Origin of the sequence: Dactylosporangium sp. NPDC049525 (assembly GCF_040676755.1) — a bacterium.
Lineage (GTDB): Bacteria > Actinomycetota > Actinomycetes > Mycobacteriales > Micromonosporaceae > Dactylosporangium.
On sequence record NZ_JBFAPO010000004.1, the window covers coordinates 108,114 to 124,779 of the forward strand.

At 70.1% G+C, this 16,666-nt stretch carries 9 protein-coding genes; 5 read left to right on the forward strand and 4 right to left on the reverse strand.

Features of this window, described 5'->3' with window-relative positions:
* Positions 1-14 precede the first annotated feature (14 nt).
* Positions 15-875 (forward strand): SPFH domain-containing protein, encoded by an 861-nt coding sequence (locus AB0K00_RS09375; RefSeq protein WP_363517940.1) that lies wholly within the window; start codon positions 15-17, stop codon positions 873-875.
* 153 nt (positions 876-1,028) lie between these two features.
* Here AB0K00_RS09375 and AB0K00_RS09380 read toward each other — a convergent pair whose 3' ends face one another.
* A complete protein-coding gene (locus AB0K00_RS09380) occupies positions 1,029-1,343 on the reverse strand; it encodes a hypothetical protein (RefSeq protein ID WP_363517943.1) in 315 nt (104 codons plus the stop codon).
* A gap of 222 nt (positions 1,344-1,565) precedes the next feature.
* Here AB0K00_RS09380 and AB0K00_RS09385 point away from each other — a divergent pair, with 222 nt between their 5' ends.
* From AB0K00_RS09385 to AB0K00_RS09395, 3 genes are all read left to right on the forward strand, one after another.
* Positions 1,566-2,372, forward strand: a complete 807-nt coding sequence (locus AB0K00_RS09385; RefSeq protein ID WP_363517946.1) for an SAM-dependent methyltransferase — start codon at positions 1,566-1,568, stop codon at positions 2,370-2,372.
* Positions 2,373-2,475: 103 nt separating this feature from the next.
* The gene (locus AB0K00_RS09390; protein WP_363517948.1) at positions 2,476-3,387 is read left to right on the forward strand and encodes a discoidin domain-containing protein; all 912 of its coding nucleotides are present in this window, start codon (positions 2,476-2,478) and stop codon (positions 3,385-3,387) included.
* Between the two features lie 177 nt (positions 3,388-3,564).
* Positions 3,565-9,015 carry an AAA family ATPase gene (locus tag AB0K00_RS09395; protein WP_363518330.1) on the forward strand — a complete coding sequence of 1,817 codons (5,451 nt, stop codon included), beginning with the start codon at positions 3,565-3,567 and terminating at the stop codon, positions 9,013-9,015.
* A 54-nt stretch (positions 9,016-9,069) separates the two neighbouring features.
* Here AB0K00_RS09395 and AB0K00_RS09400 read toward each other — a convergent pair whose 3' ends face one another.
* Positions 9,070-10,710, reverse strand: coding sequence for a glycosyl hydrolase family 8 (locus AB0K00_RS09400; RefSeq protein ID WP_363517950.1), 1,641 nt, complete (start codon positions 10,708-10,710; stop codon positions 9,070-9,072).
* 13 nt (positions 10,711-10,723) lie between these two features.
* Complete coding sequence (locus AB0K00_RS09405) at positions 10,724-12,109, reverse strand: carbohydrate-binding protein (RefSeq protein ID WP_363517952.1); 1,386 nt, start codon at positions 12,107-12,109, stop codon at positions 10,724-10,726.
* 188 nt (positions 12,110-12,297) lie between these two features.
* On the opposite strand from AB0K00_RS09405, the gene AB0K00_RS09410 reads away from it, so the two are divergent.
* Positions 12,298-15,378, forward strand: coding sequence for a CBM35 domain-containing protein (locus AB0K00_RS09410; protein ID WP_363517954.1), 3,081 nt, complete (start codon positions 12,298-12,300; stop codon positions 15,376-15,378).
* Positions 15,379-15,424: 46 nt separating this feature from the next.
* Here AB0K00_RS09410 and AB0K00_RS09415 read toward each other — a convergent pair whose 3' ends face one another.
* Complete coding sequence (locus tag AB0K00_RS09415; RefSeq protein WP_363517956.1) at positions 15,425-16,624, reverse strand: ROK family protein; 1,200 nt, start codon at positions 16,622-16,624, stop codon at positions 15,425-15,427.
* Between the last annotated feature and the right edge of the window lie 42 nt (positions 16,625-16,666).

The window sequence follows — 16,666 nt, forward strand, 5'->3', positions numbered from 1 at the left end:
AACAAAGGAATGCCATGCCATACGTATGGATCGTCATCATCGCCGTCATCCTCGCGTTCATCGTCTTCACGCTCGCCGTGCGCGTGGTCAAGCAGTACGAGCAGGGTGTGCTCTTCCGGCTCGGCAAGGTCATCGGCGTCAAGCAGGCCGGCCTGACCGTCATCGTCCCGGTCGTCGACGTGCTGCACCGGGTGAGCCTGCGCATCGTCACCATGCCCATCCAGTCACAGGGCATCATCACCAGGGACAACGTCAGCGTCGACGTCTCCGCCGTCGCCTACTTCCGGGTCGTCGACGCGGTCAAGTCGGTCGTGGCCATCGAGAACGTCGGAGCCGCCATCAACCAGATCGCGCAGACCACCCTACGGAAGGTCGTCGGCCAGCACACCCTGGACGAGACCCTGTCCGAGACCGACCGGATCAACGTCAGCATCAAGGAGATCCTGGACCGCGCGACCGAGGAGTGGGGCGTCGTCGTCACCCTGGTCGAGCTCAAGGACATCCAACTGCCCGACAGCATGAAACGGGCGATGGCCCGCCAGGCCGAGGCCGAGCGGGAGAAGCGCGCAAAGATCATCGCCGCCGAGGGTGAAGCCCTTGCCGCCGACGCCCTCGGCACCGCGGCCGACATCATGATGGCCCACCCGCTCGCCCTGCAACTGCGCAACCTGCAGACCCTCGTCGAGCTCGGCGTGGACAAGAACACCACCGTCGTGTTCCCCGCCCCGCTGATGAGCACGATCGGTGAGCTCGGTTCCTTCCTCGCCCGCGAAGCCACCGCCGCCGCGGCGGCGCCGTCGGCAGGAGGCGACCGGGACCCGTCCGCGATGCTGCCCGAAACCAACGGGAGGCCGACCGTGTTCGCAACGTCCTAGTTGACCGGCTGAGGTCCCTTGAGGCGTCAGGGCGCTCCCCGTGCTTATCCGGTCTGCGCTCTGGCGGCCATCGCCCAGTTCCCGCTGCGGGTGCGGGTCAATACCGTGAGCCGGCCGGCGCTGCTCCCGGAAGACACCCGGCCGCGGTTGCGGCTACTCCGCGGTCACCGTCAGGCAGATCACTGTGAACGCCGTTGCTGCGCCCCCGGTGGTGAGCAGCAGGACCTGGCCGAACAGGCGGGCCGCCGGGTTGAACAGGCAAGGGACGGCGACGAGCGCGGCGACCGGGACGATCACGGCGTTGGTGAACACCAGGTAGCCCAGGTAGGGCCGGTGCTGTCCGGTGCTGGCGGACAGGAACAGCAGCAGGACGACGAGCAGCAGGAGCTGCGGGGCGACGCCGAGGATCAGCCCGGCCCGTCGGCCCCGGGTGCGCGGGGCAGGCGTCGACTCGTACCGGTCCGCCATCCGGCCAACCTACGCGTTGCGGCCGGTCCTTGATGGCGTATTGCCGCTGCTGGGAGCTCAGCGTGCTCCACCACTGCGCGACGGCCTTCGGTTCGGTACGCAGCGGTGGGACGATGCCGGTGAGCCGGCGCAGCATCGACGCAACCGGCCACCTGCCGGGCGCCTCGCTCGGGTCGTGGTCCTGCGGGGCGGGCCCGTCCGCGCCCGGGTAGGTTGCCTGCCATGACGGTGGGCAGCGCGTTCTGGATCGCCGCGGTCCGGGCCCGTGAGACAGAGCGTCCGGACCGGTTGTTTGCTGATGCCTTCGCTCGGGAGCTCGCCGGTCCACGCGGGTTCGCGATAATGGCCGCCTCGGAGCAGGCAAGTGGCGGCGAGAACAGCTTCATCCCGGTGCGGGTGCGGTGGTTCGACGATTTCACCATGGCGGCGGTCACCGCGGGCGTGCGGCAGGTGGTGCTGCTGGGTGCGGGGTTGGATACGCGGGCGTACCGGCTGGACCTGCCGGCGGACGTGGACTGGTACGAGCTGGACCGGCGGGAGGTGTTGGCCGGCAAGGACATCACCCTCGCCGGGCACGCGCCGCGGTGCCGGCGTCACGTCGTGGTGGGTGATGTCTGTGGTGATTGGGTGACACCCTTGCTCGACGCGGGTTTTGACCGGCACGGCCGGACGCTGTGGTTGGCCGAGGGCCTCTTCTTCTACCTGACCGAGCAGATGATCGTCGAGATGTTGCGCAGCGCCGCGCAAGGGTGCGGGGCGGGCAGCCTGCTCGGTGCCGATGTGATCGGCACGGCTGGTCTGGATTCCCCTGCCATGCGGCCCTATCGGGACTGGTGCCGGCAAAACAGTGTCCCGCCGCCGTTCGGTTCGGACGATCCGGAAGCGCTGCTGGTCAGCGGTGGCTGGCAGCTCGACCACATCACCGCGCCCGGTGCGCCGGATGCGAACTACGACCGGCTGCCCGCACAGCCTGATGGGCTGATGCCGGGCAGGACCCACCTGGTGACGGCGAGCCTGCCGGGGCTGTGAAGGCATCGAGCGTTCACGTCTTGACATTGGTCGATGTGGACTGGAACCTCTGAGAGAGCGCTCTCACGGGATAGCGCTTTCATCCCCTGTTGGAGGCAGTTGCATGCCCACCAGACGCACAGTGCTGCGCACTGTGATGGCCGCCGGCGTCGCCGGTGGCGCGGGTAGTCTCGTCGTGCCCAGCCCCGCCATGGCGGCACCGGCGTTGCTCTCGCTGCGCCGCCCTGCGACGGCGTCGTCGACGCTGAGCCCCGCGACCCCGCCCGCCGCCGCCGTCGACGGCAACCCCGGCACCGCCTGGACGAGTGCCTACCGCGACGGGCAGTGGATTCAGGTCGACCTCGGCCGCACCTACAGCCTCACCAGGGTCGACCTGTACTGGGGGGCCGCGTATGCCATGGGCTACGAGCTCCAGCTCTCGGTCGACGGCACGCACTGGACCACCCCCTACATGACCACCAACAGCGACGGCCCCGGCCTGAAGACCCCGCTCGCCACGGGGGACCAGGACGCGGGCTTCGCGGCCCGCTACGTCCGGGTCAACTGCCGGGTCGCCGCCACCCCGTCCGGGTTCTCGCTGTCGGAGATCCAGGTGTTCGGCCTGCCTTACGTCGCCGAGCCGCCCGGCAGTCTCGCCCGGGGCAAGTCCGCCACCGCCTCGTCGGTCGAGAGCCCGCACTTCCCCGCGTCGGCGGCGTTCGACGGCAACCCCGCCACCCGCTGGTCGAGTGCGTTCGCCGACAACCAATGGCTGCAGGTCGACCTCGGCGCGCTGTACACCGTCACCTCCTACAAACTGCTGTGGGAGGCCGCGTATGCGGTCGAGTACACCATCTACACCTCCGCCGACGGTGCCACCTGGCAGACGCAGTTCAGCACGGACTCCGGCTACGGCGGCGACGTGATCGGCGGCAGCTCCGGCTACCCGCCGTCGCGCTACGTGCGCCTCAACGCCGTGAAACGCGGCACCCGCTACGGCTTCTCGCTCTGGGAGTTCGCGGTGTACGGCGGCTGATGCGCTGCGGGCAACCGCGTCCCGCAAGGACACCCGGCTCCGTGTTGGCCCGGTCGAGATCGTCGGCCGGGCCTTGTCGTACCCCGTCACTATCGGCTGCGGCGCGGGGTATGGGCGGTAAGTACGCTTTGAAGTGGTTCCAACCGTGTGTGGAGGTGTCGGATGGGGAACGGCGGAATGCTGCCAGTCCCGGATCCACCTGCTCGGACCGAGGTGCTGCACGAGACCGAGCACACGCGCGTCACCCGGCTGGTGCTTGCTGGGTGCACGGTTGTCTGCAAGGAGCCGCTGGGGCCGGATGCGCAGCGGCGGGTGCGGCATGAGTCGGCGATCCTGGGGCGGCTGCGTGGTGTGGAGGGCGTGGCGCAGCTGGTGGAGACACCATGCCATCCGGGGGCGATCGCGGTGCGGGACGTCGGTGGCATCAGTCTGGCCGGGTTGGTGAAGCCGCTGGATGTTGCTGATCTGGTCGGGTGCGCCGTGGGGTTGGCGCGGGCGGTGGCGGGAATGCACCGCCGGGGTGTGATGCATCGGGACATCACGCCGGCGAATGTCGTGATTGCTCGCGACGGCACGCCGTGCCTGGTGGATTTCGGGTTGGCGTCGTCGTTTGCCGAGATTCGTCCGGAGTTCACGCATCACACGGAAATTGTGGGGACGTTGGCGTATCTGGCGCCGGAGCAGACGGGGCGTACGGCCCGGCCGGTGGATCAGCGCGCTGATCTGTACGCGTTGGGTGCGACGTTGTACGAGTTGGCGACGGGTGTGCCGCCGTTTGGCTTCGGTGATCCGTTGCGGCTCACGCATGCGCATTTGGCTCGGGTACCGGTGCCGCCGGTGGACGTGAATCCGGCGGTGCCGAGGTTGTTCTCGGACATTGTCATGCATCTGTTGGAGAAGGAGCCGGACAGCCGGTATCAGACGGCGGAAGGCGTGCTGCACGACCTGGAGTGGTTGCGGGACGCCGGTGCGGGTCGGGGAGCGGTCGGGGCGGTTGGGTTTCGGGTCGGCGCGCGCGATGTTCCGTTGCGGTTGTTGCCACCGTCGCGGCTGGTGGGTCGTGATGCGGAGGTGGCGGCGTTGGAGGCGGCGTTTGCGGAGGCGCTGTCGGGTGGATGTCGCGGGGTGTTGGTCGGTGGGGTGCCGGGGGTGGGCAAGACGGCGTTGGTTGACGAATTGCGGCCGGTGGTGACGGGTAGTGACGGCTGGTTCGTGGCAGGCAAGTTCGACCAGTACCGGCGGGATCTGGCGTTCGACGCGGTGCATCAGGTGTTTCGTGGGTTGGGCCGGTTGTTGCTGGCGGAGCCGGAAGGTGAGCTGGCCGAGGTCCGTGAGCGGATCCTGGACGCGGCCGGGTCGAATGCGGGGTTGCTGGCTGCGGTCGTGCCGGAGTTCGCGGCGTTGCTGGGAGTGCCGCCGGATTCGGGGGATCCGCTGACCGCGCAGGTTCGTTCGCAGCGGATGACTGCGGGGGTGTTGCGTGCGGTCGCATCGCGGAAGCGGCCGCTGGTGGTGTTCGTCGATGACCTGCAATGGGCGGGGCGGACGCCGTTGGGTCTTGTCGATCTGGTGTTGAGTGAGGAGCAGATCGACGGGTTGTTGTTGGTGGGTGCGTACCGCGAAGGTGATGTGGATGCGGCGCATCCGTTGGCGCCGCTGCTGTCGCGGTGGCGTGGGTATGCGGAAGTGCGGCATCTGCGGCTGGTCAACCTGTCGGTGCCCGATTCGGTGGCCATGGTTGCGGAGATGCTCCACGTGGATCAGGGCTCGGCGGCGGACCTGGTCGAGCTGATCAACCCGTCCATGTCCGGCAACCCGTACGAGACCGTGGAGTTGCTCAACGCGCTGCGACGCGACAGCATGCTGACCGTCACGGCTGCCGGCTGGCGGTGGGACGCGGCGGACGTGCGTGCGTATGTGGACCGGTCCGATGTGGCCGGGCTGCTGACGGCGGGCGTTGACGCCATGCTGCCGACGTCTCGGCAACTGGTGGAGGCGATGGCGTGTCTTGGCGGGCGTGCCGAGTTGAGCCTGTTGCAGGCGGCCACCGCCGAGCCTGCGGGTGTGGTGGAGCAGCGGCTGGGGCCCGTCCTCGACGACGGTCTCGTGCTGATGGTGCCCGGGGAACAGGAGGCGGTCCGGTTCCGTCACGACCGGATCCGCGAGGTGACCCTGCGCGGGCTGGGTCCGCAGCGGCAGCGTGCCGTGCAGTTGGCGATGGCACGGCGGTTGGCTGGTGTGCCGGAGTTGTTCGCGGTCGCGGCGGAGCAGTACCTGCCGGTGGTCGACGCGGTCGACGACGCCGCGGAGCGACGCCGCGTGGTGGAGCTGTTGCGGCGCGCCGCCGGTCAGGCGGCGTTGATCGGGGACTACGCGCTGGTGAACGCGCTGCTGACCGCCGCGTTGCAACTCGTCGACGCCCGCGACATCGCCGTGCTGGTCGAGGTGCACAGCGGCCGGCATGCCGCCCTGTACAGCGTGGGGCGCCTGGAGGACGCGGACGACGAATACCGCACGATCGAAGGGCTGTGCACCAACGCCTTGGACCGTGCGGACGCGACGGTGGTGCAGGTGCGCAGCCTGACCCACCGCAGCCGCCTGGCGGAGGCGATCGGGCTCGGCCTGGAGTCGCTGCGTGAATTCGGCATCGCCGTGCCGACCGCCGACCGGCTCCCGACGGAGGCCGACTGCCGGTTCGACTACCTGTCCCGGTGGCTGGACCACACGAAGGCCGCCGACGATCTGACCCGGCCGGACATCACCGAGCCGGCGCTGCTGGCCGCGATCCGTCTGATCAACGCCGTCCTGCCCGCGGCCTTCTTCGCTCCCGACCAGGCCCTGGTCGCCTGGCTGGGGTTGGAGGCGCTGCGGATCTGGATCGAGCACGGCCCCGCCGGTGCCCTGCTCGGACCGGCGAGCCACGTCGCCTTCAGCGCCCTGGAGATGCACGGCGACTACGCCTCCGGGTACCAGGCCCTGCGGCGGATCGTGGCGGTGGGCGAAGCCCGTGGCTACGAGCCTGACACCTCACAGGCGCGCTTTCTGTCCGCCCTCCTGAACTGCTGGTTCGAACCGGTCGAAGATGTCGTCCAGACAGGTCGGCGGGCCCGGGAGGGGTTGATCGCGGGGGGTGACCTGGCCAACGCCGCACACACCTACTTCACGACCGTGCCGGGCCTGCTGGACTGCGCGCCATCGCTGGACGTCTACGTTGCCGAGGTGGAGGCGGGGCTGGCCTTCGCCCGGCGGACCGGCGACGAACAGACCTCCGAATTGCTCGACGGCTACCGGCGGCTGGCCGGCGTGCTGCGCGGCGAGAGCCCCGCCGCAGCCGGTGCTGCAGTGAACGCCGACAGGTACCCCGACAGCCCGGTATCGCGGCTCCACACGCATGTCGCTCGCGGGATCACCGCTGCCATCCTCGGTGACCTGGCCGGCTTGACGCGGCACACCGCAGCGGCGATGCCACTGCTCCCGGCCGGCCAGGGCGTCTACCCGGTCGCCGGGGCGCAGGTGCTGCGTGGGTTGGCCCTTGCCGGGCAGGTCCGGGCCGGCCGTGGTGGTGAGCCCGCGGGTCTGCTGGCCGAACTGGACGATGTGACGCGGTGGCTGGCCGCCCGGGCGGAGGACGCACCGACGAACTTCCGGCATCTGCTGCGGCTGCTCGATGCGGAACGGGCCTGGGCGGTCGGCGACTTCCGCGCCGCCGTCCTCGCCTTCGACGCCGCCCGCCGCTACGCCGCCCAGGTGCAGCGGCCGTGGCAACGGGCCCTGATCGCCGAACACGCCGCCCGCTTCCACCTCGCCCACGGCGTCGAACACACCGGCCACACCCTCCTCGCCGAAGCCCGCCGGGAATACCTCACCTGGGGCGCAACAGCAAAAGTCAACCAACTGGACTGGGCCTACCCGACCCTGCGGCCGCAAGCCGACGCGAGCACCCGGCCCGACGGCGACCAGCGCTCCACCGTCACGACCGGCACGATCGACCTGCTCGGCATCCTGTCCGCCTCACAGGCACTGAGCTCCGAGACCAACGTTGCGGGCCTGCACTCCCGGCTGGTCGAGGTGCTCTCCACGATGACCGGCGCCACCGGCGTCCACCTGCTGCTGTGGAGCGAGGACCGGCAGGACTGGCTGCTCCCCGCACCCGTGGCCGGCGGCGTCATTTCGGCCGCCGGCACCGGCCACGAACGCGCGGTGCCATTGTCCGTGCTGCGATGCGCCCAGCGGTTGCGGGAACCCTTCGTCGTGAGCGACGCCACCCGTGACGACCGCTTCGCCCGCGACCCCTATCTCACCGACCTCACCTGCTGCTCGCTGCTGGCCGTGCCCGTCCTCAGCCGCGGCGCACTGCAGGCGGTACTGCTGCTGGAGAACCGCCTCATCCGCGGCGCGTTCACCACCGAACGCCTCGACGGCGTCAAGCTCATCGCCGGGCAGCTCGCCGTCTCTCTCGACAACGCCCACCTGTATGCCGAGTTCCGCCGCGTCGCCGACGAGCAGGCGGCGCTGCGGCGGGTGGCGACACTGGTCGCCCGCGGCGCCGCCCCCGAACTCGTGTTCGACGCGGTCGCCGACGAGGTCAGCACACTCTTCGGCGTCGACGGCACCCTGGTCGTGCGGTTCGAACCGGACGGCGACGCGACCGTGATGGGAAGCTACGGGTTCGAATACCCGCAACCCGGCTGGCGCGGCAGGCCTCCACCGGGCCGGGCCCTGGCGTCGGTGCAGGCCACCGGCCGAGCGGCGCGCCTCGACGTGGACGACCCGGACCCGATATCAGCGAGCGGCTTCGAGGCCATCGACCTCGGACTCCGCTCCGTGGTCGTCAGCCCGATCGTGGTCGAGGGTGGGCTCTGGGGCGTCATGGGCGTCGGATCCCGGCGCGAACGCCTGCCCGAGAACACCGAGCAGCGGCTGGCCGACTTCACCGAAATCGTCGCGACCGCCGTCGCGAACGCTGAAAGCCGGGCCGAACTCACCAGCTCACGGGCGCGGATCGTCGCCGCCGCCGACCAGACCCGCCGACGCATCGAACGAGACCTGCACGACGGCGCCCAACAGCGACTGGTCGCACTGGCGCTGCAACTGCGCACGGCGCAGGCCGAACTGCCGCCCGAGTTCGACGCGCTCCGGACCCACCTCGACGACGCCGTCAGCGGAGCGACCGGTGCCGTGGACGAACTCCGCGAAATCTCACACGGCATCCACCCCGCGACGCTGACCGAGGGCGGTCTCGGCCCAGCACTGCGCACGCTCGCCCGCCGCTCACCGACCCCCGTCGACCTCGACCTCGACGCCGTGCGGCGGCTGCCCGAACAGGTCGAGGTCAGCGCGTACTACATCATCGCCGAAGCACTCACCAACACCGCCAAACACGCACACGCCTCCATTGCCACGGTCACCGTCGCGGCGGACCCCGTCAACGCCGTCCTGCGGATCGAGATCCGCGACGACGGCACCGGTGGCGCCGACTTCGCCCGCGGCACCGGCCTGCTCGGCCTCAAAGACCGCGCCGAAGCAATCGGCGGCCGGATCGTCCTGCACAGCCCACACGGAGCGGGCACCAACCTGCGCGTGGAACTCCCGCTCACCCCCACGAACAGCGAGGACACGTCCCGGTAGCCGATGCCCCGGTCCAGCGACCCGGACCGGGGCACGGTCACCTTTCGTGCGGGGTCAGGGGACCCAGTAGTTGCCGCTGGCGACGATCATCACCTGCAGCTGGATGCTGGTGGAGTAGTAGTCGCTGCTGGTGAACGAGGTGTTGAGCATCTTGGTCCACAGCGCGTCGAGCCACGCCTGGCTGCCGGGGTCGGTCAGCGCGGCGACCGCGAACGGCGCGAAGAACGCCGGCTCGCTGCCTGAGGAGATCGCGCTGCCGCTGAGCGAGTAGCCGACCGCGATGCTGTTGGGGTTGCTGCCGGTCTTGCTCTTCACCCACGTGTTGAGCTTGCGGGCCGAGGCGAGCGACGCGGCGTTGCCGCTGGTGACCGCGTCCGTGCCGATGCGCCACGGCGTGCGGCAGGAGTTCCAGAAGTATTTGCCGTCGTTGGGATCCTCCAGTACCTCCCCGGGCGCCGGCTTCGGGGTGGTGTTGGTGTTCACCACGAAGTCGGGCAGCAGGCCGGTGCTCGACGCGTACTGGCTCTGCAGGTTGGTGATGAGGTTCTGGTGCGCGGTGCGGATCGTGTCCCACGCGGTGTCGCCGGTCGCGGCCCGGAACGCGCGGAAGTGGTCGATCATGAAGTCGGACGGGCGGGCGGTCCAGTAGAGGCTGTCACCCGGGGTGCTCCAGTCGCCGAGCAGCAGCAGGTGTGTGGTCGGGTTGACCTCGCTGGCCTTGATGGCGTTGATGTGCCGGATGGCCAGCTGCTTGTAGTTGTACGTGCCGGCGCTGCCCCACTGCTTGTCGGCCAGCAGCAGGCCGAACGCCACGTCCATGTCGCCGTCGGTGGCGGAGTCGGAGCCGTTGACGCTGCGGCACGAGGTGTCCTGTTCGGCCGCGAGCAGGTCCGGGTTGTTCACCGACGGGTGGGCGAGCATGTACTTCACCAGGCCGTCGAAGGCGCTCTTCGCGCCCGGGTCGGCGCCCGCCATCGTGGCGAGGACGACCATGCCGTAGCCCTGCGCCTCGGCGACGTAGGGGTGGTCGGCATCGGGGGAGATGATCTGGTACCACCCGTTGCCGCAGTTCTGCTTGACGAACGCGGCCTTCCACTTGTTGTAGTACGTCACGACCGCCTGGTCCACTGTGGACTGTGCGCCGCTCGGGCGCAGGGTGCCGGCGGCGTACGGGAACAGGTGGCTGCCGAAGGGTACCGCCGGTCCGGTCGGTGGGACGGTGGTGCCGGCGTCGACGCTGAGCCAGTCGACGTTCGGCCCGCCGTTGGCGGTGGTGGCGGTGGCCCGGATCGTGTTGGTGCCGGCGTTGAGGTTCACCGTGAAGGTCTTGCTCTGCCAGGTGTCCCAGTTCGTCGTGCTGCCGAACGACGTCGCCGCGGCGACCACTGCGCCGTTGACGGCGATGTCCATCGGGCGGTTGGTGGTGGTGCCGTTGGAGTACCGCAGGACGACCGTGGCGGCGCCGGCCGACGGCGCGGTCACCGACCACTGCACGGACGAGCCGCTGACGTTGTCGTAGTTGACGAATCCGGTGCCGCTGTAGCCGGCGTGGTTGGCCTCCACGACGCCTTGGGAGATGGTGGCCGACTCCGCCTCGTAGCGGGTCGTGGCCGCCGCGGCGGGGGAGGCCAGCGGCGTCAGCGCCGCCACGACCCCGAGCGCCACAAGCGGCACCGAAATGTGGAGCAGTCTCATGTGTACTCCCGAGTCAGCCGGTGTACTGGACGAGGATCTTGGTGTAGGCGTAGGCCGCCTGGGACACGCCGCTGCACGAGTCGGCGTCGCTGCCGCTGCCGCAGGCCCGGTCGCGGTTGATCGACCAGAAGGTCAGGCGGGCCAGGTGATGCTGCTGCGCGTAGGCCAGGATGGTCTGGAAGTCGGCGAGCGTGACGGTCTCGTCGGCCTCGTCGGTCTTGCCGTTCATCGACGAGATGCCGATCTTCGTGTAGGCGACGGTGTCGCTGTAGCCGTAGGCGCTCTTGACGGCGTTCTTCAGCCCGTCGGCGGCGCTGACGGAGGCGGCGCCCATCGTGCCGGTGTGGCCGCCGAAGTCGAACGGCATGATGGTCCAGCCGTCGTTGTCCAGGCCGGTCGCCGCGCCCTTGTTGATGAGGTCGATGCCGGCGGAGTCCGGCCCGGTCGGCGTCGTGCCGAACGTGATGAACGTCTTGATGCCGGGGTTGTTCGCCTTGACGGTCTTCAGCGCGCTGATGACCCGCTGCCGCACCGTGGCGTTGGAGAACTCGGTGTCCTCGATGTCGATGTCGATGGCCTTGAGCTGGTAGGCGTTGATGACCTTCTGGTACGCGCCGGCCAGCGCCGCCGCCGACGTGCACTTCTCGCCGAGCTTGTTGCCGCTCCAGCCGCCGAAGGAGACGATGACGTCGCCGCCGGCGCCGCGGATGGCGTTGATCTTCGCCTGGTCGTCGCCGCCGGTGAGCGGGCGGGAGCCGTCCCACAGCGGGTTGCAGCCGCCGTCGGAGAGCATGAAGGCCAGCGTGAAGAACTTGATGCCGGTCGCCGACATGACCGCCGTCGGGCTCTGCGGGTTGCCCCAGCCGAAGTACTCGTACGGGGCGACGGCCATGCTCGGCCCGCCGGTACCGCCGCCGTCGGAGACCGTGAGCTTGTCCACGTTGGGTCCGCCGTTGGCGGTGGTGGCGGTGGCCCGCACGGTGTTGGCACCCGCGTTCAGCGGGACGGTGACGTTGACGTCCTGCCAGGTGTCCCAGTTGCCGGTGCCGTTGAACGCCACGCCGGCGGCGGCGGTCGTGCCGTTGACGGCGATGGTCATCGGCCGGTTGGTGGTGGTGCCGTTGGCGAACCGCACGGTGAGGGTGGCGGTGCCGGCGGCCGCGGCGTTCACCGTCCATTGCACGGAGGAGCCGCTGACGTTGTCGTAGTTGACGAACCCGGTGCCGGTGTAGCCGGCGTGGTTGGACTCCACCACGCCGAGCGAAACGGTGGCGTTCTCCGCCTGGTAGGCCGTCGTGGCGGCCTCGGCGGACGGGACCTGCAGTGCGAGCGGTGTGAGCGCCGCCCCGACGCTGACCGCGAGCGCCGTCAGGCCCGCGCGCCGTCTGTTCAGTCGCATCGTTCCTCCCGAAGGAACTGTTAGGCAAGTTACCTGACAGTTGTAGGAGATGGGACCACCGCCCGAACGAGGTGTCAAGCGTCCATAGGTATCAATCCACATCCTTGACCGCCGCCCAGGTGGGTGTCTAGCATCGACCAACATCAGTCAGTCAAGGTGACTAACAATCTTTGACCGAGGGCGGACGCATGCAGACGACTCCCCGCTGGCCCGTGCGGTTGCTCGCGACCGTGCTCGTCGCCACCGCGCTGACCGGCCCCGCGACCGCCTCGACCGCCTCGACGGCCGCAGCCGCGACCGGTGTCACGGCGACCGCCGTCGGTGCCGCCGTGCCGCTCGCCGGCTACCAGATCCAGTCGACGGCGGCCACGGGCGACACCGGGGCGACCGTCTCCCAGCCCGGCTACACCGCGGCCGGCTGGTTCCCGGCCGCGCCGCGGTCGACCGTGCTGGCGGCCCTGCTGCAGAACAGCCGGTACGCCGACCCGTTCTACTCGACGAACATGCGGAACATCCCGGCGGGCGACTTCACCGTGCCGTGGTGGTACCGGTCGGAGTTCTCCGTCGCCGACGCGCCCGGCGTCGTGACGTTCCTCGACTTCAGCGGCGTGATCTCCAAGGCCGACGTGTTCGTCAACGGCACGCAGGTCGCCGGCAACACGCAGGTCGCCGGCGCCTACACCCACCACGAGGTGGACGTGACGGCGCTGGTGCACGCCGGGACCAACGCGGTCGCGTTCAAGGTCTACCCGAACGACGCCAACCGCGATCTCACCGTCGGCTGGATCGACTGGGTGCAGAACCCGCCGGACCGCAACATGGGAATCTTCCGCGACGTCCTCATCCGCCGCAACGGCGGCGTGTCGCTGCGGGGCGGGCACGTGCTGACGACGCTCACCGGTGCGCTGGACCGGGCGACCCTGACCGCGAAGGTCGACGCCCGCAACGACACCGCCGCCGCGGTGACCGCCACGATCGCCGGGCAGGTCGCCGGCGCCGCCATCAGCACGAGCGTGTCGCTGGCCGCGCACGAGACGAAGACCGTCACCTTCGGCGCGGTCACGCTCACCGGCCCGCAGGTCTGGTGGCCCGCCGGGATGGGCGCCCAGCCGCTGTACGACCTCAACCTCAGCGCCACCGTCGGCGGCACCGTCACCGACACCGCGCACGAACGGTTCGGCGTGCGGACCGTCACGGGCACGCTCGACGCGAGCGGGCACCGCGCGTACCGCATCAACGGCCGGCCGCTGCTGATCAAGGGCGGCGGATGGTCCCCTGACCTGTTCCTGCGCTGGGATCCCACCTTCGTCGAGGACAAGATCCGGTACACGCTCGACCTGGGCCTCAACACGATCCGCCTCGAAGGGCACCTCGAGCCCGACGAGTTCTTCGAGATGACCGACCGGCTCGGGGTGCTGACCCTGCCCGGCTGGGAGTGCTGCAACAAGTGGGAGGGCAACAACAACGGCGGCGAGCCCGGCGACGCGTGGGGCAGCGCCGACTTCGTCGTCGCCAAGAACTCGATGACCGCCGAGGCCGTCCGGCTGCGCAACCACCCGAGCGTCATCTCGTTCCTGATCGGCAGCGACTTCGCGCCGACGGCGACCGTCGAGCAGAACTACGTGGACGCGCTGCGCGCCGCCGACTGGCCCACCCCGATCGTCGCGGCGGCCTCGGACAAGTCCTCGCCGCTGCTCGGCTCGTCCGGCATGAAGATGACCGGGCCGTACGACTGGGTCCCGCCGAACTACTGGTACAACAAGCGCGAGGGCGGCGCGTTCGGCTTCAACTCCGAGACCAGCGCCGGGCCGGACGTCCCGACCCTCGACACGCTGCGCCGGATGATGACGGCCGGCGAGCTCACCACGCTGTGGCAGAACCCGACGTCGACGCAGTACCACCGCTCGCCGTCAGGCACCTTCAACAACCTGGGCATCTTCAACAACGCCATGATCGGCCGGTACGGCACGGCGACGAGCCTCGAGGACTACGTGCGCAAGGCGCAGCTGCAGCAGTACGAGAACGTGCGTGCGCAGTTCGAGGCGTACGGGCGCAACTTCAAGGACGGCACGAACCCGTCGACCGGCGTCATCTACTGGATGCTCAACAGCGGCTGGACGTCGCTGCACTGGCAGCTGTTCGACCGGTACCTGGACCAGAACGGCGCCTACTACGGTGCCAAGAAGGCCAACGAGCCGCTGCACATCCAGTACTCGTACGACACCAAGTCCGTCGTCGTGGTGAACTCGCGCCCGGCCGCGGCCAGCGGGCTGACCGCTCGCACCGCCGTCTACAACCTGGACGGCACGCAGCTGTTCACCAACACCGCGACCGGCCTGTCCGTCGCCGCCGACGGCGGGAGCACCACCGCGGTGACCATCCCGTCGATCAGCGGCCTGTCCACCACGTACCTGGTGAAGCTGACGCTCACGAACGCGGCCGGGCAGGAGGTCAGCCGCAACGTGTACTGGCTGTCCACGGCCAACGACGTGATCAACTACTCGGGCAACACCTGGTACTACGCGCCGACCTCCAGCTACGCCAACCTCAAGGGCCTCACCGGCATGGCCACCGCACCCGTGTCCGCGAGCGCGACGAGCACCGCCAACGCCGACGGCACGACCACCACGGCGGTGACGCTGCGCAACACCGGCACCGGCAAGGTCCCGGCGTTCTACCTCGACGCGCACGTGCTGGGGGCGGGCGCCGCGCCGGTACTGCCGATCACGTGGAACGACAACGCGGTCAGCCTCTGGCCGGGGGAGTCCACGACCCTGACCGCGACGTACCGCACCGCCGACCTGCACGGCGCGGGCGCGAGCGTGCGAATCGCCGGCTGGAACGTCGCGACGCAGACCGTCCCGGCCGGCGGCCCCGGCGGGCCGGGCGTCGTGCGGCTCGAAGCGGAGGGTGCGACCGTCTCGCAGGGCGCGGTCGAGTCCAACCATCTCAACTTCAGCGGCACCGGCTTCGTCAACGGCGACAACGTCGTGGGCAGTTCCGTGCAGTGGACCGTGAACGCGGCGGCGTCGGGCCCGGCCACGGTGACGATCCGGTACTCCAACGGCACGACCACCAACCGCCCGGCCAGCGTGGCGGTCAACGGCACGGTGGTGGCCGCCGGGCAGGCGTTCACCAGCACGAACAACTGGGACACCTGGGCGAGCGTCACACTCACGGTGAACCTCACCGCGGGCAGCAACACGATCCGGGTCACCGCCACCACGGCCAACGGCCCGGCCAACCTCGACTACCTCGAGGTCGGCTGACCGTTCCGGTGCGCGGCAGGGCGGCCGAGCCGCCCTGCCGCCGTGGTCACCGGCCGGGTGCCGCGCGGTCGAGGATGAGGGTGCGGGCCTCGGTCAGGCCGACGGCGAGCGCGCCGAGCAGCACGGCGTCGGTGCCGAGCGTGGAGACCTCGATGCGCGGCGGGCGCAGCGCGACGAGATGGCGGAGCCGCTCGGTGACCGGGCCGGTGAGCAGGTCGCCGGGCTGGCTGCCGACGCCGCCGCCGAGCACCACCAGCTCGGGATCGAGGACCGCGGTGATGCCGGCGAGCGCGTGGCTGACGTGGTCGACCTCGCGAGACACGACCAGACGCGCGGTCTCGTCGCCGGCGCGGGCGGCGTCGAAGACGTCCTTGGCGGTGACCGCGTCGTGCAGGCCCAGCCGTTGAGCCGTCCCGACGATGCCGTCGGCGGAGGCCACCGACTCGAACATGCCGCGGGGGCGCGCGGCAGGCTGGTCCAGCAGCGGGTCGCCCTCACCGACCGGCAGATAGCCGATCTCACCGGCGGCGCCGCGGAACCCGCGGTACAGCTTGCCGTCGATCATGATGCCCATGCCGGTGCCGGTGCCGATGGAGACATAGACGAAATGCCGGACGCCGCGGCCGAGCCCATAGGTCGCCTCGCCGACGGCCGCCAGGTCGACGTCGTTCTCCACCAGGTAGGTCGAGCCGGCGATGCCCGCGAGGCGTTCGACGCTGCCGCGCCGGTCCCAGCCGGGCAGGTTCGGCGCGAGGTGCAGGGCGCCGGTCGCCTTGTCGTGGATGCCGGGGGTACCGAACACGGCCAGCGTGATGTCGTCGCGGGCGATGCCGGCCGTGCCCGCCAACTCCTCGGCGAGGCGGGTGAGCTGGGCGACGAGGTCGCGGGCGCGGGTGCCGCGCGACGGCTCGTCCTTGCGCGCGACGATCGTGCCGACCAGGTCGGCGAGGCCGACGCGGACGTAGGAGCGCCCGACGTCGACCGCGAGCACCCAGCCGGCCTCGGGGCGCACCTCGTACAGGACCGCCGACCGCCCGGCGGCGCCCGCCCGCGACCCGGCCTGCCGCAGCAGCCCGGCGCGTTCGAGGTTGGTGAGCGCCATGGCCACGGTCGGCTTGGACAGCCCGGTCTGCTGGGCCAGCTCCGGGCGCGACACCGTGCCCAGCCGGAAGGTCTCGGCGAAGACGGCCCGCTCGTTCATCACCCGCAGCACGCTGGTCGTGCTGGCGGTGTTGGTGGTCTGCACGCAGACCAGCGTGCCACATCCTCTCGGAAAGGTCCTTTATCA